The following is a 21,579-nucleotide window of genomic DNA, read 5'->3' as shown; positions in this document are numbered from 1 at the left end:
GGCATGGCGTCGGCGGTGCGGTGTACGCCAGAGGGCACCTACCGGTTCGCAGTACCGCACAACGACTACAACAGGCAGGACGCGCGCATCGAGAGGGGCCAGAAGTACAAAGCGACGTTCGCCGCACCACCCACCACCGTTGGAACGGCGACGACAGTCATCGAGTAACCGCGAACACCCAGGTCGATGCCCTCGCGAGATATCGCCCGCGAGGGCTGCCCTGTCACTGCCGTTTGCGGACGGTGAGGTGACAGGGTTCTTACCGGCACCCCATCATCGCCATCACCCCCACCACGCAGGGCGGCGGCGTTGATCGCCAGATGCACCGTGTTGTCCGCGACGATGACCAGCGCGTTCGCAAGACCGGACGGGACGGTCACCGGCGAGCCTTGGTTCACCTGGACGTCAGCCCACTTCACCCACCGCGAGGCGGGCGCCAGTAGGTTCCTCGCCCAGACCAGGTACTTCGCCGCCCGATAGCGGTCCAGCACGATATGCGTCACCACGATCACGAACAGAGCGAGCGGGACTGCGTGATCAGCAAGAACGGCAGTCCATACGTGGTTCCGTGAACCACCGCAGGCCACCAGCGCTTGACCTTCTCGGTCGCCATCCAGTCGGACTGAATGAGATTTGTCGCTGCCTTCTTTGCGTGTCTCACATTCCTCATCTCCGTTGATCTGGTGTGGGGTTAGCAGTTGGTGGGAACGGTGTCGCGCACGTAGCGTCCCGGCGCGTGTTGGTGCACTTCTTCTCTGCTGAGGGCTGGCAGTCCTGGGGGCTCGGTGGCGAGCCGTTGATCCCCGAGCGGATGCCGGTCCTGATCGACGACGATTTCCTGTTCGAGGACAGGCACGGGCCGCGGGCGACGCGGGTGGTGAACACGTGGCTGCGTACGCTGCCGTCGAGCGGGGCTCCGTCGCCGAATTCTTGGCGTGCGTACGCGCTGGCGGCCCGGGATTGGCTGACTCATCTGAGGCGACACGCGGTCGGGGTGTTCGCCTCACGCAGGACCTGGTGGCCGCGCTGGGTACGTACGCCGACCGGCGGTTGTCGGGGCCGTTGGATGAGCGGTTGGCGTCGTCTTCGTGGGAGCTTCAGGTCACTGCGTTGTCCCGGTTCTACGCCTGGTCGGTGGAGGAGGGCCTGGCGAGTTCGGTGCCGTTCACGCTGGCCTCGGGGATGCGGATGGTCGATGGCCGGCTGGTTGAGACGGGGCGGAATCTGGCGAGGCTGCGGCGGGCGAAGCCGCACGTGAAGGTGCAGTACCTGGAGTCGGACTTTGCCGAGCTGTTCTGTCGCGGGCTGGCCGGGCTGGGTCCGGATGGTCTGGAGGATGCGGCGTTTCGGGGCCGGTTTCCGGGGCGGAACGCGGCCATGGGCCGCTTGGTGCTGGGCACCGGGATGCGGAGCCGGGAGTTCACGCATCTGCTCGCGCACGAGGTGCCGCCGCTTCCGGCGGAGCCGACCGAGGTTCCGATCTTGTGGGCGGTGCCGGAGCTGGGGGCCAAGGGCCGGAAGTTCCGCACGACGTGGATCGACTACGCGTCGCTGACGGCGGTGCACACCTACATCGCGCTGGACCGGGAGTTGGCCCGTGGCTCGTGGATGCCCCGGAGGCCGCTGGTGGTGGAGGAGGCGGACTTCCTCGGCGGCCGGATCAACGGCCGGCGGATGAGCTGGTCGTCGCTGGCTCCGGTCGAGCGGCTGCGGTTGGTGGATCCGCAGGGAGGTTCGCTGTTGCTAGCGCTGAGCTACGGCGGTCGGCCGTTCGTGGACTGGGGGACGCTGTTTCGTCGCACGGCCCGCACGATCCGGGAGGTGTTCGAGCCGCGGTTCCCGGACGTTGCTCCACACCGCTGCCGGCACACCTTCGCGATGGCCACGCTGGAGAAGCTGGTGGAGGGCCACTACCGGGCATCCGCCCAGGTCGCCGCGGCTACTGGTGATGCGCCGGGGCTGGCGCTCTACCTGCTGAAATCCGATCCGCTGCTGATCTTGCGGGACCTGTTGGGGCATTCCAGCGTCACGACGACGGAGGTCTACCTCAAGCGCCTGGACGTGCACCGGATCTACCGGGCCGCCTGGGAGAAGGCGCACGGGCAGCTGGATCCGGCGGTGCTGGCCGAGGCCGAGGCCGAGTTCGAGGAGGCTCTCTGATGCCGGCCGAAGTCGTCCGCGAGCCGCTCGCGCTGAAGCTGTCCTTGCCCGGCCAGCCGACCGAGCTGATCGCGATCGGGGACCTTCCGAACCCGATGCTGGCCGCCGATCTCACCGAGGGGCTGGCCGCTCTGGTCCACCCGCACGGGCCGCTCGCCAAGCGGACCACGGTGATGAGCTTCACCTACACGCTGCGCCGGATGGTCCGCGAAATGGCCGCCGACGGGTTCACCGGGCCAGCGGGGGAACTGTCCCGGCCGCTGCTGGCTTCCTTCTGGCTGCGCTCGCAGTATCTGGTCGAGTACCGCACCCGCACGATGCTGCGGGCTCTCGACGAGCGGCACGGAGCCTTGACGGAACCGGTGCGGCAGATGGTGTTCGGCACGAACTACACCAGGCCGGTCGTGGGAGCCCCGCTGCCGCCCTACCAGCCAGCCGAGTGGAACCGGCTGATCGACTTGTGCAAAGCGGAGGTACGTCGTCTCAGGGCCAGGCACCGGGAGGTGCTCGCGTTCGCGGAGGAGGGTCAGGACCCGGCGGTCGGGGGCTGGAACGAGGCGAACGCGGCCTGGTTGCTATTGCGTCTGGGCCCCCTCAGCCGGGCTCAGATCGCGAAGCACCTGGGCCTGGCACTCAAGGACGCGCGCCAGGGAACTCTGGGGCTTGAAGAGGTCCGCAATGCCCTGTTCCCCACGCACGTGGACGCCGTCCCCTATCTGTTGCTGCTCGGGGCGTGGACGGGCATCGTCCCTGACGGGCTGACGGGCCTGGAGACGAAGGACGTCCGCTGGACGGGGCAGCAGGCGATGTTGCTCTCCTACACCAAGGGCCGCACCGGCGAGGAGAGTCTGGTGCTCTCAGCGGGGGCATCACGGCTGCTGGAGCAGTGGATCGAACACAGCGCCCAGGCAAGGAGGCATGCTCCCGAGGACCTGGCCGGACAGGTCTGGCTGGTGACTTCGCACTGCCGGTTCAAGGCGGCGACGTTCGCCGAGTATCTGCTGCGGCCGTGGGTGAAGCGCCACAACGTGCGCTCGGATGCCGGCGGACCGATGTGGCTGGACAGGCGACGGTTGCGGACCACGTTCATCGCTCAGCGCGGACAGCGCACGTGGTCACTGCGGGCGACTATCGACCCCAACCACTCTCCCGAGGTCGAAGGTGATCACTATCTGTCGGCGGCCACCCCCGCTCAGCAGGCGGTCATCGGCGAGATCATCGCGGACGCGCAAGGAGACCTGTTGCGGCGCGCAAGAACGCCGCTGGTCGTCGACGACGCGGTGGCCGCGGAACGGCTGCCGCAGGAAGTCGAGCGTCTGGGCCTGGGCCAGGGTGTTCTGGAAGAGCTCCTGAGAGGAGAGCGAGACGTGTTCACCGCTTCCTGCGCGGACCAGCTGGCCGGGCTCCACGGTCCCAAAGGCAAGCCGTGTCCTGCCAGGCCGTGGGTCTGCCTGCTCTGTCCGCTTGCCGTGTTCACTCCGCGGCACCTGCCGAATCTGCTGCGGTTGAAGGCGTACTTCGCCCGTCAGTTCCGGGCGATGCCGCGCGAGCAGTTCGCCGTGGTGTTCGCGCCCTATGCCCGCCGGCTGTCTGCCGAGATCCTGCCGCGGTTTCCGCAGGCCGCCATCGAGGCGGCCCAGGCCGAGGTCGCCGACGTGGATGCCGAGCTGCCCAAGTCAGCGGCGGCTCCGCTGGCGGGCTTGTGTGACAGCTCCCGTTGCCCGCAGGCCACTCACCATCTCCTCCACCGGCCCGTCTGGCAGACCGCGGCGGACAACGGCACCGCCCTGCTGGCCAGCCCGCGCATCCCGGCCGGCGAGAAGCGCCGGTTGCAGGCCGAACACGAACGGTCCATGCGAGCCCTTGAAGAGATCGACAAGGCCGCCGGAAAGGCGAGATGACATGGCACTGAGTCCTGAGCAACGCAATCAGACCGAACGGCGGATCCGGGCGGCCATCGACCGGCTCCTCGCCGGGCAGATCCCAGCCGCAGGGGCCTGCGACGTCAAGACCCTCGCCCGCGAAGCGGGCATCTCCCGCGCTGCCCTCTATCGAACCTGGGGCCACCTCAAGGACGAGTTCGAGAAGCGGCGAACCGCTGCCTGGGCCGCAGGCCAACAACCCGACCCTCGTGAAGCCCGGATTACCCGCCTACGGGAACAGAACCAGAGGCTCACCCACAAACTCGCCCGCACCCATACCGAGCTCAGCCAGCTCAAAATGCAGCACCAGCTCGCCCTCTCCGCGCTGGCGGCCCAGGACGACGAGCTCCAGCGGCTCCGTCGCCAGCTGAACCCGGCCCTTCTCCCCGAACAGCGGCAGGGGAACGACGTCTTCGACGTCGTTCCCCTGCGCCGGCCGTGAGCTCCGTTCACCCGCCGGAGTGGACCTCAACTGGCCACCCAACCGAGACACTCCTGCCGCGTCCTACGTCGTTACTCAGACCGCAGTCCATCAGCACTGACGGCCCTAACTCCCTTGATCTTCCGGGTGATGGCTACGGCCGTGGCCTTCTGGGCATCCGTCCACACCGTGGTGCTGGAGAGGCTGACCACACCCTTGTTCGTCTCCACCTTGATGTCCGAACCGGGGATGCCCCTTTCAGTCACCAAGTCGGCCTTCACCTTCGTCGTGATCCACGTGTCGCTGACGTCCGTCATCTCTGTCATGGCTTACTCCTCCTGCACCGCAGATGGCTCATTACGAGAAGTGATCATGTCACGACAGGCAGTCACTAGGTCTCTGATTCCATGATTCTTTCCAGAGACGCAGCGAGACAAGTCCCGTCCCCTCCACTGGCATGCGCAACATCTGCTCAAGAGACACAGCGCAAGGCGGACACACCCTTTGCATCGATAACCCAGTAGTCACCGGCCAGATGCGCCAGCAGGCTCTCGAAGAACAGCATCAGACCGCCTCCGTCCACGACACCTGTCGCACACTGGAGATCGGAAGGGGCAATCCACTGAGCTGGGGGAACTTGATGTCCGTCACGCCCACTCGGCCTTCAAGCCCGAGGGAAGCAGCGAGCCGAGCGGAGCCTTGTTGACCTGTGCTTTCCCTGGTGAGCAGGTGGGGCGAGTTGCTGATCCGGGCGAGGTGCGAGCTGCTGACCGTCTCCCATGATCCTGCAGACGCGTCATGTGGGGTGCGTTGCGGTCGTTCGGCCTGTCGGGGATGCTCGCTGGCCCAAGGAGCATGTGGGATCGCTCCAAGCCCGAAGACGGACATCTTGCCGGGCTGCCTCAGGTGAGCTTTCGGACGGATGGTTCCGGCATGTTCGTCTGCTGGTGGTACACGGCCCGCACCGGGTCGAGCCCGGTTCGTCCGCACCGAACCAGCCGCCGCCCTCCCCGGCATGGCCCCGGCGCGGACCACGGTGGCGGCGCCGGACGGGGTGGCGCCCGCGGCCCTGGCTGCGATGGAGCGCTGGAGTCGGCACCGGCCGAGCTCCGGACACGGTGGAGCGCACTCGGCGTCGGCCGCACCACCGCCAGGCGCTCGGATAGCGGCACAGGGTTGGTCTGCGGCGCCGGCTGCCTGTACCTCCGTCGTCTCGGTCGGTGCCAGAAGGGTCCGGCGCCGGCCGAGGGGCCAGATGAGCTTGAGGAAGCCGACGCGGCTGCCGTAGCCGTTGATGTCGCCGTGGGCGGCCCCCTCACCTCGTACGGTGCGCGGCCCACGTGCCCGCCGGCCCGACTGCTCGATCCGGGCGAAAGCGGTGGGCCGGGGGATCTCGGGCCGGTCGGGCTGGGTGTAGCCGCCGAACTCCTCGTAGCCCGCGCCGCCGCTCGACGTCAGTACCGGACTGTGCAGCTCGGGGCCATAGAGGATGTCCTCCGGTGCCCCCGGGGCTGCTCGGCGGGCCGGGGGCGGCATGGCCTGCTCAGGAGGCGTACCGGGTCACGTCGGTGATCCGGCAGGTCACCTTGGTGGTGATCTGGTCCAGTCCCTGCGCCTTCGTGTTCACCTCCTGCTCCGGAGCGACGTTGCTCGCCGCTGCGGACGCCTCGCCGAGACGGGTGCCGGACGCGTCGACGAACTCGACCTGCACCACGTAGTTGCTGGCCTTGCTGGACCCCCGAGAATGGCGAGGAACTCCCCGCGCCGGACGGTGAGGCAGGGCTGACGCGTTCTCACGTGGTGAGATGAAGAGGTACGCCGGGGTCGGCAGGACGAGGATCAAGCTAATGGCCCCGTTCGGGACGAACTGGGGGCGCCTTGCCCCACAGGTATCGCACCGGCACCGGAGGAGAAGGCCGGGTAGGCGGTTGCACGAAGCTCGTGGTTGGGCTTGCAGGTGGATCGTCGGCTGTCGGTTGTGGCCATGACGAGAACAAGGTGATCGCGGGGCCGGTATTGCTGCGTCGGCCCACCGTCAGGCGGGGCCGACCAGCGCCACGAGGTGCTGCCGGTCGGCGTGTCGCACTTCACGATCACGTTCACCGTCTTTCTCAGACATGTGTCGGGGGTATCTCAATGAGTCCCTGACCACGTATGGCAAGGTATGCCGACGACTCACGCCGGCCGGGCTCCGCGCGGGACTTCGGCCCGCCTGTCTTCGGGGCACCGGGACCTGGACCCTGCGGCGCCAGGGGAGCCGGACAGCCGTAAGCCATACGGGACAGTCCCGTACGGTCACGCCCGACCTTTCAGGAGTACGCACGTGAACGGCAAGCGCCGCCGACTTCTTTTGGCCGCCATCGACCCCATGCTCGAGCCCGATGAGCAGGTTGAGGTGACGACCATCGTGAACCTGAGTTCCGTCACCGTGCGCCGGACGGCAGCGTTCGCGGCAGCCTCGGCCATCCTGAGCGGCGGTGGAATGGCCGTGATCCCGGTGCCGACCCCCATGTACCTGGCGATGACCGACCGCCGCATCTTCATCTTCCGAGCGAGCCCGACGTTCGCCCGGCCCGAAGAACATTTGATGACGATCCCGCGCGCCGGTCTCGTCCGCTCGGAGATCAAGGAGCGGGTGCTCAACTCATCCTTCGTCATCTCCTCGACGGACAGTGAGCAAGGCCTGAAAATCATCTTCCCGCTGGTCGGCCGCAAGGAGCGGAACGTGATAGCGGCCGCTTTGCCTCTGGCCGACTGACTGCCCAGGACAGGGCGGGAGCGGAGTGACTGCCAGGACCATGTGGAAGGGGACGGCTCGCCACCGCCCCCTTCCGCGTCCGGGTATGGGCCGCCACGACGGGCTCGATCGAGGTCAGTGCCATCGTCAGCACTCATTTCCCCACCGCGGAAGTGTCTCCAGACAGCACAGCTTCGGTGGTCCTTGGGGGCATGCCCGGGTGGAAACGACGGAACGCGACGCCAGATGATCAAGGTTGCCGAGATCGAAGATCGACCTGGAGCCGCGTCCGCGTGCCATCTTGGGTACGCCGTCCGGGGGGTCGGCGAGCAGGGCCGCGATGTGGTCCGCGCAGCGAAGGGCTGCCGTGGCCATGGCGCTCCTGGTCATCCCGGCGACATGGGGGGTCAGCAGTGCGTGCGGTAGACCGACGAGCGGCGAGGTAAAGGCGGCATGCTCGCGCTCGAAGGTGTCGATGGCGGCCGCCATGAGTGGGTGTGCGGGGTCGCGCAGAGCCTCGGCCGGCGCCTGCTCGTCAACGATCCCGCCCCTGGCGGTATTCAGCAGGATCGACCCGGGGCGCATCAGGGCCATCTCCGCCCGCCCGATCAACCCTCGGGTCTGCGCAGTGAGCGGCAGGTGCAGGGAGACCACCTCACTGGTTGCTAGCAGTGTTGTGAGAGAGCGGGCCTGGAGCACCGATGCCTCAGGGTGTGCGGAAGCTGTTGGTGCGTAACGGCTGGTCCTGCCAGGTCCCGGCCCGTCGTGCCATGGAGCGGGACGATGATGAAGCCGCAGGTCTGCGGGAGTTCGCCGAAACCCGGGACTGGCTGACCATCCACTACCTGCCGCCCTGCGCACCCGCGACGTTGGAGAGCCAGCCGCGCCGAAGGAGGGACCAGATGCCTTCGACGGGGTTGAGGTGTGGACGTTGAGGTTGTCTGGGACGAGGACGGTCGGGCCGCCGCCAACCTTCCGCGCGGGGCCACACCTCCTTGACCCACCCCGCGACCGCCATGCGCGGCCGGCCCCTTGGCCAGCTGCGCCTCCAGCTGAGCGAACTGCCGGTCGCTCAGCCTCGGCAGTGACGCCGGCCCATGCGACCGCAGGGATCGCGGGCCGCCCTCGGCCCACGCGTGACGCCATCGCTGGACCGAGCGGACCCTGACCCGCAGATCTCTGGCGATCGCGGTACTGCCCTCGCCTCGGGCGAACCGCTCGGCCGCCTGGAGCCGTAACTCTTCGCGGAACTGCTGCCGTTCGGCGGTCAGCCCGCCCCCTTGTGGATACCGCATGCCTCCGGTGATACCTCAGCCACCGGCCAGCCGTCACTCCCTACGACACCACGCATCCAACCTCAGCAGTCGCGGTCACGAGCCGCAGCAACCGCCCGCCGGTGCTTCGCCCACGGTTTCGGCAGCGGCCCGTGTACCGGTACCGAGCTGGACCAGGGTGGGTTCCGGCGTCGCGCAGCCGCCGTCGGCTTGGGGTGTGGCCGGGTCGTCGAAGAGTCCGGCTCCGCCACAGACTCCGGTTTCGGGGAGGGTGAGTTCGGTGCGGTCGGCTGCTTCGAGGTCGCCGGCGAGGGCGGCGGCGACGGAGCGGACCTGTTCGTAGCCGGTCATGGCGAGGAAGGCCGGTGCGCGGCGGCGGCGGGCCCGGCTTCCAGGACAAGCGGAACGAGGCCGCGCTCGACGAGGTGGGCGGCGGCGGCAAGGCCGGCCGGGCCCGATCCGATCACGACGACCGGCAGATCCGCGGTGGTGGTGGTCATGGCGATGATGTCCTCCGGGGAGAGGCGGCAGGTCCGGCCTCTGTTTCGATTAGTGTCTATGTATAGAGCTTGTCACCGGTATCGATGAGTGTCAACATAGGCACATGTCGAAGTATGAGGGTGTCGCGCTGCCCGTCCTGGGCCCGGAAGTGGTCGTGCCGTGCTGCCCGCCCATCACGGCCGGGGAGTTGTCCGTGCCGGACGCGAAGCGGATGGCCGCGATGTTCAAGGCGCTCTCGGACCCGGTGCGGCTGCGGCTGTTCTCCAGGGTTGCCTCGCATCCGGCAGGCGAAGCGTGCGTGTGCGACATCATGGACGTCGGCGTCTCCCAGCCGACCGTCTCCCACCACCTGAAGAAGCTTCGCGAAGCCGGCCTCCTGACCTCGGAGCGGCGAGGGACCTGGGTCTACTACCGGGTCGCACCCTCCGTCGTCGCTGCCATGTCCGCCATGCTCGACCTGCGTCCGGCCGCCACCGACAGCTGAACTCCGGCTGGGGCGGGGTCGTCGTCCTCGCCGTGGCGCTGAGCGATTCCGCCCCGCCGACGTCGGCCGCGGCCCCGAGCGGAAGGGGGCGAAGCCTGTGGCACCTGAAGCTTCGGGAGCTTGGTGTGAACCCCGTGACGGATGGGCAGAGCTTGACGGACTTGGCAGGTGCATGAGTGGCTCGTGTCCGGGGAGAGGGAGCCTCGCCCGGGGGTCGGCGCGGCATCTGCAGATGGTCCGGCGGGCGTCCGACGTTGCTGCCGAGTGCGTCTCCGAAAGGTTGTGAATGAAGCACTTCCGGCTGCTTGTTCTTGGTAACGGCCTCTCTGCGTATGGCAGTTACCTGAACATGGTGGCGTTGAGCGTCTTCGTCTACGACGTCACGGGGAGCGCCCTGGCCGCAGGGCTCTTCATGGCCGTACGGCTGGGGACGAGCGTGGCGTCGGGCTTCGTGAGCGGGCGGCTGGTCTCGGCCTACGACCGGAAGCGCCTGATCATCTGTGCGGACCTCGGCCAGGCCGTGGCTCTGCTGGCTCTCCTCATGGCCCCGGAGGCCGGTCGGCTTCCCCTGCTGTACTGCCTCGCTGTGGTCACCGGAGGCTGCTCGACGCTCTCGCAGGTGGCTCTGCGGAGCAGCATCCCGGAGATCGTGGGGGCCGAGCACCGGGCCCGCGCCAACGGTCTGCTGGTGACCGCCCGTTCACTGGCGATGATTGCCGGATTCTCGTCGGCGGGTGTCGTGGTGGCGCAGCTCGGATACGCGGCGGCCTTCGTGCTGGACGCGGGCACCTTCCTGGTGTCCGCCACCCTTCTCGCGCTGCTGCCGATCCGCACGAGGGCGCGGTCCGGGAAAGGCGAAGGCACCGGGGAGAGCACGCCGGGCGCCGGCCGCGGTTCCCTCCGGCTGATGCGGGCCGTGGCGCCGGTGCTGATGGCGATGATCGCCCTGCGAGCCGTGGACGGGCTGGGGTCCTCCTCGCACAACGTCGCGCTGCCGGTCTACTCCAGCCTGCTCGACCCCGAGCATCCGGCCACCTTCATCAGCCAGTTCTGGGCGATCTGGGCGGTCGGCAACATCATCGCCCAGCAGGTGCTGGCCCGGTACACCCGCCGGAGCGGCCGCACCCTGGGCGAGCGGGCCTTCGCGATCGGCGCGTGCGTCATGTCGGGAGCGTTCATCATCGTGTTCAGCGGTCTGCCGACCGGGCTGACGCTCGCGACGGCGCTTGTCGCCGGAGCGGCGGACGGCATCACCGAAGTCGTCTACGTGTCACGCCTCCAGGCGGTCCCCGACGAGGAGCGCGGACGGCTGTTCGGGTTCTCCGCCTCGGTCGAGAACGCCGGGTTCGGGCTGGGGATGCTGGTCAGCGGATTCCTCCTGGAGTCCTACTCCCCGTTCCAGGTGGTCGCCTCCTTGCACGGCCTCGCCATCGCCGGATGCCTTGCCCTCCTGGCGTTCCTCGTACTGCGCCGCCCCCCGGTCGGGCCGGATGCCCGGGTGCGACCATCCGCCGGTGTCTTACGCGAGGAGCGCGGCTGATGGGCATCGGCGAGAGGGACCCGCGCATCGCCGTGGTCGGGATGGCCTTCCGGCTTCCCGGTGCGGACACCCCGGAGGACCTGTGGCGGATCATCCGCAACGGTGAGAGACGCTTCACCCGATTCGGCCGGGACGAGCTCAAGGCCGCGGGCGTGCCCGATGAGCTGTACCGGCGCGACGACTTCATCGGGACGTCGGCCGTCCTGGACGACATCTCCGGATTCGACGCCCGGCACTTCGGGATGAGCGCCCGTGAGGCCCGCCTCACCGACCCCCAGCACCGTCTCTTCCTGGAATGCGCGCAGCACGCACTGGAGAACGCCGGCTACCCCGACGAGCGGGACGGGAAACGGATCGGGGTCTACGCCAGCACCGGCTACCACCTCTACAACATGCAGTCCTACCTGCTCAACAACGTGCTGCCGAACGAGGACATCGGCGACTGGCTGGCCGGCATGCAGGTGATGATCGGCAACTCCACCGACTTCAACGCGACCCGGGTCGCCTACCGACTCGGCCTCACCGGCCCCGCCGTCAATGTGCAGACGGCCTGCTCCAGTTCGCTGGTGGCCGTGCAACTGGCCGCCGGCTCCCTGCTGCTCGACGAATGCGACGTCGCGCTGGTGGGTGCCGGTGCCCTCCACGTCCCGCAGGTCCTCGGCTACCACCACGTCAAGGGATCGATCCTCTCCAGGACCGGCGATCTGCGGGCTTTCGACGCGGCCGCGAACGGAACCGTCGGGGGCACCGGCGTCCTGGCCGTCGTACTCAAACGGCTGTCCCGCGCGCTCGCGGACGGAGACACCGTCCACGGCGTCATCCGCGGCTGGGGTGTGTGCAACGACGGTGCCGGCAAGAAGACGTACGCGGCTCCCAGTGCGCGAGGTCAGCAGAACGCCGTACGCAGGGCCCTGGACCACGCGGGCGTCAGCGCGGACACCATCGGCTACCTGGAAACCCACGGCACGGGGACCCTCAAGGGCGACCCCATCGAGCTGGAAGGAGCGCGGGCGGCGTACCGCCAGGACACGGACCGGAACGGCTACTGCGCCCTCGGGGCCGTCAAGAGCAACATCGGCCATCTCGACGTGGCATCCGGCCTGGCCGGTCTCGTCAAGGCCCTGCTGGTGCTCAAGCACGGGGTGATCCCGCCGATCGCCGGCTTCTCCGAGCCCAATCCGCTGCTCGAACTGGATACCGGTCCGTTTTACGCTCCCCGCTCCCTGCGGCCGTGGCCCGATACCGGCACCCCCCGACGCGCAGGTGTCACGTCCCTCGGTATCGGCGGCACCAACGTCCACCTCGTCCTGGAGCAAGCCCCCGAGCCCGCACCGCGTACCGCCGTCACAGCCCCGCCCGACGTGCTCCTGGTCTCCGCGTCGAGCGGAGAAGCCTTGGCCGACAACGTACGGTCCCTGCGCGATGTGCTCCGCAGACGAACCGCTCTGCCCCTGGCGGATCTCGTCACGACCGCCGCCCTCGGGCGCTCGCACGGCCGCCACCGCATCGCGGTCCGGGGAAGTACACCGGCCCGGCTGGCGGATGCCCTCGACACCTGGCTATCCCGCCCCGATCCGCCCGCTTCCCCCGGCGACCCCGTCCCACCACGCGACGCGGTCACCCGGGTGGTGTTCCAGTTCACCGGCCAGGGGTCCCTGCGTCCCGGAGCCGCGGCGGAGCTGTACGAACGGTTTCCTGTCGTACGTGAGGTGCTCGACGCCTGCGAGGCACAGCACCGCCGCCTCACCGGCGAAACGATACTGCCGCACCTCCTCACCGAGGAGGCCGCCGCCCCCGGGGCGGTCTGGCCGACCGCGACGGCGCAGCCGGCGCTCTTCGCCCTGCAGTGCGCCCTGGTCCGGCTCTGGGACGAGTCCGGCATTCGCCCCTGGGCCGTGACGGGCCACAGCGTCGGAGAATACGCCGCGCTCTTCGCCGCCGGGGCCCTGTCGCTGGCCGACGGCCTCGAACTCAGCACGAACCGCGGCCGGCTGATGAGGGACCGCTGCGAGTCGGGCGCCATGGTGGCCGTGGCACTGGAGCGGGAGGCCACGGCGGAGCTGGCTGCCTCGCACCCGGGCCTGGAGCCGGCCGTGACCAACGGAGAGCACTCCCAGGTCCTGGCCGGTCCCGACGCGGTGGTGAACCAGGTGTGCGCTGTGCTCGATGACCGGGGCATCCCGTACGAACGCCTCGCGGTGGACCGCGCCTTCCACACCGCCTCCATGGAACCGATGCTCGGCGCGTTCGGGGAGGTCCTGGCGAGGACCGCCTTCACCCCCCTACGGACCCGCTTCATCAGCTCGCTCGACGGCCGGACCCATGAACCCGGCTGGACGCCCGACCCGGGCCACTTCGTGCGCCATGCCCGTGAACCCGTCCGCTACGACGCGGCACTGCGTTCCGTCGCCGGTGAACGGCCCGACGTGCTCCTGGAGATCGGCCCGCACACCACGCTCAGCGGTCTGGCCCGCCGCTCCCTGCCGACGGTGCGGGCCCTCCCGTCGCTGCATCGCGGCACCGGACTCACAGCGCTCTTCGGTGCCGCTGCGGCATTGCACTGCGCGGGAGCGGATGTCCGCTGGGAGACGTTCCTGGCAGGCACCGCAGGGCGGCGTGTCCCGCTGCCCGGATATCGCTTCCAGCACCGCCCCTACTGGGTCGGGGACCCTCCCAGGCTCCCCGGACCCACGTCCCCGGCAAGAGAGGAACGCACTGTGACGGCAGAGACGATGGAGACCAGGCAGCTGCTGGACGGCATCCTCGGTGTGCTCTCCCGCGCCTTCGGCGAGGATCTGACCTCGGTTTCGGCCGACACCCCGTTCTTCGACCTCGGTGCGGACTCGCTTCTCATGATCAATGTGCTGCGGGAGATAGAACAGGAACACCGGGTCAAAGTCACGATGCGAGAGCTGTTCGACGAGACGGGAACCCCCCGACTGCTCGCCGAGCTCGTCGCGGCGCGGCTGCCCCGGGAGCATCGGACCGTCCCGCGACCCGCCACCGCGGCTGTGCCCGTCCCGGAGCCGCGCGGGGTGGAGCCCGCGGCCGCCCGGCCGTCGGTCCCGGCGCCCCGGCGGCCGGCCGGTCCAGCCCCTGACCCGGCCCCGCAGGACACCGGATTCGTCACCCGGAAGGAGTATCTGGAGCTGGCCCAGCGGGTCCAGGAGCTGTCCCGGATCCAGCTCCAGATGCTCACCCAGCTCTCCCAGCTGCTCGCCCTGCAGACCGACCCCACGGCGGCACCTCTGGGCGACGACCGGGTGGTCCGGTGAACGAGCAGCAGGAGATCACGGCCTCCCTCGACCGGGACCTGGCCGAGATGGCCCAACTCGCCGACCGCGTCACCGAGCGGATGAACGCCCGGCAAGCTGTGGCCGGCGGCGGGACGGGAAAGCCTCAGGTGCACGGGCCGCGTATCGAGGTCGCCCCCGACGCCGGCATGGTCGACGCCACCTCTCCCCGCTCCCAGCAGGAGCATCTCGACGACCTCGTACGCCGGTACACGGCACGGACAGCGGCCTCCAGACGGCTCGCCCAGCGCCACCGCCGCAGACTCGCCGACAGCAGGGCGGTCGTCGGCTTCCGCAGGACGACCAAGGAGATGCTGTATCCGGTGGCGGCCCGTCGCGCGGAGGGAGCACGGATCGAGGACGTCGACGGCAACAGCTACACCGACATCACCATGGGCTTCGGCGTGCTCCTCTTCGGCCACGAACCCGACTTCGTCCGGGAGGCCGTGACTGAACACCTCTCCCGAGGCATCCGGCTCGGCCCCCGCAGTGTCGAGACGGGCCTGGCCGCCGAGCTGCTGTGCGAACTGACCGGCATGGAACGGGTGGCGTTCGCCAACTCGGGTACCGAGGCCAACGCCGCGGCGATCCGTCTCGCCCGGGCCGCCACCGGCCGCGACCGGATCGTCACCTTCCAGGGCTCCTACCACGGCCACGCCGACCAGGTCCTGGGCCGGCAGGCCGGACAGGGGGAGACCGTGCCCGTCTCCCGGGGCATCCCCCGCAGCGCCGTCTCGGAGCTGACGGTCTGCGAGTACGGCAGCGAGGCGGCCCTGCACGCGATCGAACGGGACGCGCAACGGATCGCCCTGGTCATCGTCGAGCCGGTGCAGAGCAGGCACCCCTCGCTCCAGCCGGTCGAGTTCGTCCGCAGACTCAGGGAGCTGACGACACGTCACGGCATTGTGCTGATGTTCGACGAGATGCTGACGGGGTTCCGCCCAGCCCTCCGCGGGGCGCAGGATCTCTACGGTGTCACCCCGGATCTCGCCACCTACGGCAAGCTCCTCGGCGGCGGATTCCCCATCGGCGCCGTCGCGGGCCGCTCCGACATCATGGACGGGATCGACGGCGGCTACTGGAGTTACGGGGACGACAGCGGCCCCACCGCCGATACCACCTTCTTCGGGGGCACCTACCTGCAGCACCCCGTGTCGATGACGGCGGCCCACGCCGTACTCACCCATCTCCAGGAGCACAGCCCGCGCCTGCAGGAACGGCTCAACGACCGGACGACCCAACTGGCCACCGGCCTCAACGAGTTCTTCGAGGCCGAGGGATTTCCCGTGCGGATGGGCTGGTTCGGGTCCCAGTTCCGCTTCGAGCACCGCGCCGACATGGAACTCCTCTACCACCACCTGATGCTGCGCGGCGTTCACGTATGGGAGTGGCGCAACTTCTTCCTCTCCACGGCGCACACCGACGGTGACATCGAGCATGTGGCCGAGGCCGTACGGGGGTCGCTGAGGGACTTGCGGCAGGCCGGCTTCTTCCGTTCGGACCCGGGCCCGTCCCGGCGAGCCGGCCACAGCCGGCCCGCCCCCACGAAGGCGTCGGCCCCCGCCTCCACGGCGCTCACGCCGTCACGCCGCGCGGACTTCAGCCTCTACTTCTTCGGTGACTACCCGCAGGACGGGCCCGGGCCGCGAGAGGGCCGCTACGAACTGCTCATGGAGGCGGCCCGGTTCGCCGACCGGCACGGGTTCGAGGCGCTGTGGATGCCCGAGCGGCACTTCAACTCGTTCGGAGGCCTCTTCCCGAACCCCGCCGTCCTGGCGGCGGCCCTGGCCCGGGAGACCCGGCGCATCCGCCTCAACGCCGGGTCGGTCGTCATGCCGCTCCACGACCCGATCCGGGTGGCGGAGGAGTGGTCCATGGCGGACAACCTCTCCGGCGGACGCATCGGCCTCGGCGTGGCGAGCGGCTGGAACGCCGACGACTTCGTCTTCTTCCCCGAGCGCTTCGGGCGGCACAAACAGGAGATGTACGACGGCCTGGAAGAGGTACGGAGCCTCTGGCGGGGCGAGGCACTGCGCCGGACCACCGGGGACGGCGAGCGGGAGATCCGGCTCCACCCCCGCCCCGTACAGGCGATGCCGCCGCTCTACACCGCGGTGGTGGCCAACCCGGAATCGTACGAACGGGCCGCCGAGCACGACCTCGGCATCGTGACCAACCTGATGACCCAGGACATCGACCAGCTCCGGGACAACATCGCCCGCTACCGCCGGGCCCGGGCACGCCACGGCCTCGACCCGGACGCGGGGCGGGTCGCCGTCCTGCTGCACACCTACCTCGGCGAGGACCACGACACCGCCCGGGCCGACGCCTTCGAGCCGATGGCCCGCTACATGCGCGCGTCCCTGTCCCTGTTCAGCGGCGTCACCAACAGCCTCGGTGTCACCACCGACATGAAGTCGCTCAGCGAGGACGACCTGGACGTGGTCTTCCGGCGGGCCTACAGCCGGTACTGCGACCAGCGTGCCCTGATCGGCGACGTGGACTCCGTCCTGCCCGTGGCCGAGGCGGTGGCCGACGCGGGCGCGGACGAGATCGTCGCACTGGTCGACTTCGGCATGGGCGCGGACCAGCTGCGCGCGGGTCTTCCCCGGCTGGACGCCCTCCGCCGCCGTCACGGGAACCGGCAGCCCTCCGCGCCGGGAGCGCCCCTCTCACCGGGCCAGGAGCGCATCTGGTTCCTGGAACGCCTGCTCCCCGGGCGCACCGCCTACAACGAGGTGAAGGCGATCCGCCTGCGCGGCCCCCTCGACACCGAGGCGCTGCGCAACGCCGTACGACGGCTCGTCGCCCGCCACGAAGGGCTGCGCACCGCCTTCAGGGCAGCCGGCGATTCGGCGGTCCAGCTGGTACGCGACTCCTCCGAACCCGACTTCGCCGTGGTGGACGGCACCCTCGGGGCCGAGAGCGCCGTGCGCGAAGCACTGGCCAAGGAGAGCACCCGCCGCTTCGACCTGGAGAACGGACCGCTGTTCGTCACCCGGATCGTCCGGACCGCCGCAGACGAGCACGTCCTGGTCCTGTCCTTCCACCACATCGTGGTCGACGCGGCCTCGGCGACCATCCTGTGCCGGGACCTCTCCGCCTTCTACCGCTCGGAGCTCGACGGCACTCAGGTCACTCTGCCCGAACTGACCTGGAGCTGTGCCGAGCACGCACGCGAGCAGCGCGCCGCGGCGGACGGCCCCCGTGCCGAGCGGGACGTGGCGCACTGGCTGAGCGTGCTCGGCGGTGATCTCCCGGTCCTTGAACTGCCCACCGACCGGCCCCGTCCGGCCGAGATGACCTCCGAGGGCCGCGCGGTCTTCCGCTCCCTCGGTCCAGGCCTGAGCGACCGGCTCAGGCAGCTGGGCCGCGGTCACCGCGCCACGCTGTTCATGACCCTGATGACCGGCTGGGCGGCCATGCTGCAACGGGTCACGGGTCAGGAGGACATCGTCATCGGCGTCCCCGTCTCCGACCGGCCGCAACGGGCCGAGGAGCTGATCGGCTTCTTCGTCAACACGGTGGCCCTGCGGGTCGACCTCACCGGCGACCCCGGATTCACGACGCTGTTGGACCGGGTGCGGGCTGCGGCCCTCGACGCCTACGACCACGCGGCAACGCCGTTCGACCAGGTGGTGCGCGCCCTGGCTCCACCACGCGGGACGGACCGCACGCCGGTGTTCCAGGTGCTCACCGAGTTCCAGTCGGACGAGCCGTTCCGTCTCGACCTCCCCGGTGTCGAGGCAGTGGCCCTGGACGCGGGCCCCGACAAGGCCTTGACCGACCTGACGGTGTACTTCACCGACCGGCCGGAGGGCATCCGCTGCCATCTGGAGTACAACGCGCAGCTGTTCGACCAGGCCACCGTCGACAGGTTCTTCACGGTCTTCCGTGACCTGCTGACCGCCGCCGTCGAACGGCCGGGCACGCCGCTCTCCCTGATCGCGCGGGTACCGGCCGAGGGCGACGAGGTCCCGGAGAGCTGGGGCAGAGGCCCCCTGCGTCCGGTGCTCGACACCACCGTCCACGACTGGGTGGCCCGGCAGGCGGCTGAGCACCCCGGCCGAACCGCTGTGGTGAGCGGAGACGTCGCATTGACGTACCGGGAGCTGGAAGAGGGAGCGGAACGGCTCGCGGCCGCGCTCACCGAGCTCGGGGCGGGCGAGGGCCGGGAGCCCGTGATCGCGGTCTGGCTGCCCCGCGGTGCGGAGTTCGTCACTGCCCTGCTCGCCGTCGTGCGGAGCGGCTGCGCCTATGTGCCGCTCGATCCGTCGCTCGGCGCTGTCCGCGCCGCTCAGGTCATCGCCGAGAGCGGCGCGCGGATGGTGATCAGCGCTCCGGACGGGGCTCGGGAGCTGCGACTGCCCGCGTCGGTGAGGGTCGTCGGACCGGACGCCGTACCGATCGGAGACACCGGACCCGGTACTCGGCCGATACCTGGCAGCGGCGTCTCGTCCCCGTTCGCCGTCATCTACACCTCGGGCAGTACCGGCACGCCGAAAGGGGTCGTGCTCACCCACCGTTCCCTCGTGGATCTCTGCCAGTGGCACCACGCACGTTTCGGGCCGACCGGCGCATTCCGCGGCGCCGTCGTGTGCAGCCTGAGCTTCGACGCCTCCCTCATGGAGATCTGGCCGGTCCTCACGGCGGGCGGCACACTGGTGGTGGCCGACGACCAGGTCCGCCGCGATCCGCTCACCCTGGCCCGGTGGTTCGCGGACCAGGACATCACCTTCAGCATCATGCCGACGGCCCTGGGGGACGAGGTGCTCCGGCTGCCCGCGGCCGATCAGCCCCCGCTGCGTCACCTGCTCATAGGCGGCGAGATGCTCCGGAGCCGCCCGAGACCCGAGGCACCCTACGAGACGGTGAACGTCTACGGGCCGACGGAGGCGACCGTGCTGTGCGTCGTCGACACGGTCCTTCCTCCGGCCGACGGCGAGGTCACGTACGAAGGGGCGGACGCCATCCCGATCGGCCGTCCCGTCGACAACGTGACCGTGCGCGTCGTGGACACCTCGGACAAGCCGGTACCCATCGGTGCGGTGGGGGAACTCCTGGTCGGCGGTCCCGGCATGGCCGAGGGCTATCTGCACCGGCCGGATCTCACGGAGGAGAGGTTCGCGACCTGTCCGGAAGAGGTGAGGGACGCCCGCTGTTACCGCACGGGTGACCTGGTCCGGTGGACGGCGGACGGGCGGCTGGTGTTCGTGGGCCGTACCGACGACCAGGTGAAGATCCGCGGATTCCGGGTGGAGCCGGAGGAAGTGGCGCAGGTGCTGGCCCGCCTCGACGGCGTCCGACAGGCGGCAGTCATCAGCCGGCACCGTACCAACGGCGAAGCGGTTCTTGCCGCTTATGTGGTGCCCACCGAGCCGGGCTCCGCAGATGCGGCGGAACAAGAGCTCCGGACGGATCGATGGGCCCGGGAGCTGAGCCGCCGCCTGCCGGAGTACATGGTGCCGCGCACCTGGTGCACTCTGGCCCGGCTGCCGTTGAACAGCAGCGGCAAGCTGGACCGGACGCTGCTCCCGCCGAGCGCTCCCCTCGCCCCGGCGGCCATCGGTGAGGTCCGCAAGCCTGAAGGCCAGCCGCCCGAGGCGGTCGCCCCCACCTCCGTGGAGAAGGGGCTGCGCGACCTCTGGGCGGCCGAGCTCGACCTCACCGATGCGGACGTCGACCCGGATGTCTCCCTCTTCGACCTCGGCGGGCATTCCCTGACCGCGATGAGGCTGGTCAACCGGATCCGGGAGACGTGGGGCGTCGAGTACCCGCTGACACGCCTCTACCAGCAGCCCACGCTCCGCGCCCTGACGGAGTTCGTGGACGGGGGCCGGCCGGGGCGGGTGGTCCGCCGCGGTCCGGCCACCGAACAGCAGACCCGCTTCGCCACCCTGCACTCCCGCCACGCCAGGCCGCAGGTCTTCAACGTGGCTCTGAGCATCACCTTCTCCGGCCGGCTGGAACCCGGAGCCCTGCACGACGCACTGGAGAGCCTGGTGCGGCGCCACGAGTCCCTGCGGACACGGCTGGTACGCGAGAGCTCCGGCACCTGGCGACAGGAGGTGCTCGAGTTCCGGCCGCTCGACCTGCCCGTCCAGGACCTCACCTCGCGAGCGGAACCGGAACGGCGGGAACAGCTGCGCCGGCTCGCCGAACGGGCGACGGAGACACCCCTCGACCCCTTCACGGGAGACGTCCTCTCCGCCCGTCTGGTGCGCACCGGTGCCGAGGAATGGGTGCTGCTGTTCGTGACGCACCACTGCACGTGCGACGGGTGGGCCCTGACCACTCTGCTGAAGGAACTCGCCGCCTTCTACCGTACGGCTGCCACCGGAGCCGGGCACGGTCTACCGCCCGCGGCACCCCAGCAGGTGGAGTACGCGCATTGGCAGGCCGCCCACCAGGAGGCGACCGACCGGCGCCGCACCGACTACTGGCTCGAAGAGCTGGCCGACGCCCCCTTCACCCTGGACCTGCCCCTGGACCGGCCGAGGCCCGACGTGTTGAGCGGCCGGGGCGGAGTCATCCGATTCACGGTACCCGCCGAGGTCCGGGCCGCTGTGGAACGGCTGGCAGCCCGGCGCTCGACCACACCCTTCGTCGTGGCAGCGGCCGCGCTCGGTCGACTGCTGACGACGAAGGCCGGGCAGGACGAGGTGGTGATGAACATCTCCTACGCAGGCCGGGAGAGCCGCGAGTTCGAGTCCCTGGTGGGCTGCACGGCCACGGGGTTCGCCCTGCGGGTCCGCGACGCGCGCTCCGGTTCCTTCGCCGAGCTGACGGACCGGGTCACGCGCACGACCGTCCTGGGCATGGAACATGCCATGCCACCACGTCGAGTGGCCCCGGCGATGCGGCAGCGCAGGGGCATCCGCATACCGGACGGCTTGGCCATCGGCCTGGCCTACGAGAGTTCGCTGGACACCGGGATCGACCTGCCGGGCCTCACCACCACGGTGGCGGAGATCGCCCCCTCGGCTTCCCGGTCGGAGTTCATCATGGTGCTGTCCCCGGCCGGCGACGTTCTGGAAGGAGCGGTGGAGTACTCGGCAGACCTGTGGGACGCGGCGACGGTCGAGGCGTGGTCGCGCGACTACGTGCGCCTGCTGGAGGAGGGAGCGGAGGAGCCCCTCACCGACGAGGCGGGGTGACGTCCGCCCTGAAGAGGGCGTTCGGACGGGCCGTATGCCGATGGCAGACCGGGACCGGCCCAGGATTCCAGGGGCGAGTTTCCTTGACGC

The 21,579-nt window shown here is 69.7% G+C and carries 13 protein-coding genes and 3 pseudogenes; 9 read left to right on the top strand and 7 right to left on the bottom strand.

Going from position 1 to position 21,579, the window contains the following annotated elements; genetic code table 11:
• Positions 1–65: 65 nt before the first annotated feature.
• Positions 66–512, bottom strand: a complete 447-nt coding sequence (locus AMK21_RS35490; RefSeq protein WP_199863265.1) for a hypothetical protein — start codon at positions 510–512, stop codon at positions 66–68.
• A 505-nt stretch (positions 513–1,017) separates the two neighbouring features.
• Between AMK21_RS35490 and AMK21_RS23190 the strand changes: the two genes are divergently transcribed.
• From AMK21_RS23190 to AMK21_RS23180, 3 genes are read left to right on the top strand one after another with little or no spacing between them, the layout of a single operon-like run.
• Positions 1,018–2,160 carry a site-specific integrase gene (locus AMK21_RS23190; protein ID WP_234422019.1) on the top strand — a complete coding sequence of 381 codons (1,143 nt, stop codon included), beginning with the start codon at positions 1,018–1,020 and terminating at the stop codon, positions 2,158–2,160.
• A complete protein-coding gene (locus AMK21_RS36200) occupies positions 2,160–4,061 on the top strand; it encodes a hypothetical protein (protein ID WP_234422018.1) in 1,902 nt (633 codons plus the stop codon). Before AMK21_RS23190 ends, AMK21_RS36200 begins: the two co-directional genes overlap by 1 nt.
• Before the next feature lies 1 nt (position 4,062).
• The gene (locus AMK21_RS23180) at positions 4,063–4,524 is read left to right on the top strand and encodes a hypothetical protein (RefSeq protein WP_073880961.1); all 462 of its coding nucleotides are present in this window, start codon (positions 4,063–4,065) and stop codon (positions 4,522–4,524) included.
• Between the two features lie 71 nt (positions 4,525–4,595).
• On the opposite strand, the gene AMK21_RS23175 is transcribed toward AMK21_RS23180, so the two are convergent.
• The gene (locus AMK21_RS23175) at positions 4,596–4,829 is read right to left on the bottom strand and encodes a BON domain-containing protein (RefSeq protein ID WP_079181233.1); all 234 of its coding nucleotides are present in this window, start codon (positions 4,827–4,829) and stop codon (positions 4,596–4,598) included.
• A gap of 1,217 nt (positions 4,830–6,046) precedes the next feature.
• Positions 6,047–6,346 (bottom strand): FxLYD domain-containing protein, encoded by a 300-nt coding sequence (locus AMK21_RS36695; protein ID WP_267893931.1) that lies wholly within the window; start codon positions 6,344–6,346, stop codon positions 6,047–6,049.
• A gap of 480 nt (positions 6,347–6,826) precedes the next feature.
• Between AMK21_RS36695 and AMK21_RS23170 the strand changes: the two genes are divergently transcribed.
• A complete protein-coding gene (locus tag AMK21_RS23170) occupies positions 6,827–7,261 on the top strand; it encodes a hypothetical protein (RefSeq protein WP_073880959.1) in 435 nt (144 codons plus the stop codon).
• Positions 7,262–7,387: 126 nt separating this feature from the next.
• On the opposite strand, the gene AMK21_RS23165 is transcribed toward AMK21_RS23170, so the two are convergent.
• On the bottom strand, positions 7,388–7,894 hold the full coding sequence (locus tag AMK21_RS23165; protein ID WP_234422017.1) for an NAD(P)-dependent oxidoreductase: 507 nt from the start codon (positions 7,892–7,894) through the stop codon (positions 7,388–7,390).
• A 53-nt stretch (positions 7,895–7,947) separates the two neighbouring features.
• Here AMK21_RS23165 and AMK21_RS37160 point away from each other — a divergent pair.
• A pseudogene (locus AMK21_RS37160) lies at positions 7,948–8,028 on the top strand (winged helix-turn-helix domain-containing protein); the annotation flags it as partial.
• A 225-nt stretch (positions 8,029–8,253) separates the two neighbouring features.
• Here AMK21_RS37160 and AMK21_RS37155 read toward each other — a convergent pair.
• The 3 genes and pseudogenes from AMK21_RS37155 to AMK21_RS34450 form a co-directional block, all read right to left on the bottom strand.
• Positions 8,254–8,535: pseudogene (locus AMK21_RS37155) on the bottom strand (helix-turn-helix domain-containing protein); the annotation flags it as partial.
• 75 nt (positions 8,536–8,610) lie between these two features.
• Positions 8,611–8,886 (bottom strand): annotated as a pseudogene (locus AMK21_RS23150) (flavoprotein); the annotation flags it as partial.
• Positions 8,862–9,014: an FAD-dependent oxidoreductase gene (locus AMK21_RS34450; protein WP_107429973.1), complete on the bottom strand. Its 153-nt coding sequence runs from the start codon at positions 9,012–9,014 to the stop codon at positions 8,862–8,864. The pseudogene AMK21_RS23150 and the gene AMK21_RS34450, both read right to left, overlap by 25 nt.
• Positions 9,015–9,118: 104 nt before the next feature.
• Here AMK21_RS34450 and AMK21_RS23145 point away from each other — a divergent pair, with 104 nt between their 5' ends.
• From AMK21_RS23145 to AMK21_RS23130, 4 genes are all read left to right on the top strand, one after another.
• Positions 9,119–9,499: an ArsR/SmtB family transcription factor gene (locus AMK21_RS23145; RefSeq protein ID WP_073880957.1), complete on the top strand. Its 381-nt coding sequence runs from the start codon at positions 9,119–9,121 to the stop codon at positions 9,497–9,499.
• A gap of 286 nt (positions 9,500–9,785) precedes the next feature.
• Positions 9,786–11,039 carry an MFS transporter gene (locus AMK21_RS23140; protein ID WP_073880955.1) on the top strand — a complete coding sequence of 418 codons (1,254 nt, stop codon included), beginning with the start codon at positions 9,786–9,788 and terminating at the stop codon, positions 11,037–11,039.
• Entirely contained in the window at positions 11,039–14,314 is a 3,276-nt protein-coding gene (locus AMK21_RS23135) for a type I polyketide synthase (RefSeq protein WP_073880953.1), read from the top strand. The genes AMK21_RS23140 and AMK21_RS23135 overlap by 1 nt, the downstream gene beginning before the upstream one ends.
• Positions 14,311–21,489, top strand: a complete 7,179-nt coding sequence (locus AMK21_RS23130; protein WP_073880951.1) for a non-ribosomal peptide synthetase — start codon at positions 14,311–14,313, stop codon at positions 21,487–21,489. The genes AMK21_RS23135 and AMK21_RS23130 overlap by 4 nt, the downstream gene beginning before the upstream one ends.
• The last annotated feature ends 90 nt before the right edge of the window (positions 21,490–21,579 follow it).

Origin of the sequence: Streptomyces sp. CB00316, from assembly GCF_001905595.1 — a bacterium.
Lineage (GTDB): Bacteria > Actinomycetota > Actinomycetes > Streptomycetales > Streptomycetaceae > Streptomyces.
The sequence above is the reverse complement of the archived record's forward strand: the minus strand, read 5'-3'. Positions and strand labels throughout refer to the sequence as shown.

Bases quoted from the DNA above. Each gene is read 5' to 3' on its own strand.
- AMK21_RS23140 (WP_073880955.1), top strand. From the start codon at position 9,786: ATGAAGCACTTCCGGCTGCTTGTTCTTGGTAACGGCCTCTCTGCGTAT.
- AMK21_RS23175 (WP_079181233.1), bottom strand. From the start codon at position 4,829: ATGACAGAGATGACGGACGTCAGCGACACGTGGATCACGACGAAGGTG.
- AMK21_RS23180 (WP_073880961.1), top strand. From the start codon at position 4,063: ATGGCACTGAGTCCTGAGCAACGCAATCAGACCGAACGGCGGATCCGG.
- AMK21_RS23145 (WP_073880957.1), top strand. From the start codon at position 9,119: ATGTCGAAGTATGAGGGTGTCGCGCTGCCCGTCCTGGGCCCGGAAGTG.
- AMK21_RS23135 (WP_073880953.1), top strand. From the start codon at position 11,039: ATGGGCATCGGCGAGAGGGACCCGCGCATCGCCGTGGTCGGGATGGCC.
- AMK21_RS34450 (WP_107429973.1), bottom strand. From the start codon at position 9,014: ATGACCACCACCACCGCGGATCTGCCGGTCGTCGTGATCGGATCGGGC.
- AMK21_RS36200 (WP_234422018.1), top strand. From the start codon at position 2,160: ATGCCGGCCGAAGTCGTCCGCGAGCCGCTCGCGCTGAAGCTGTCCTTG.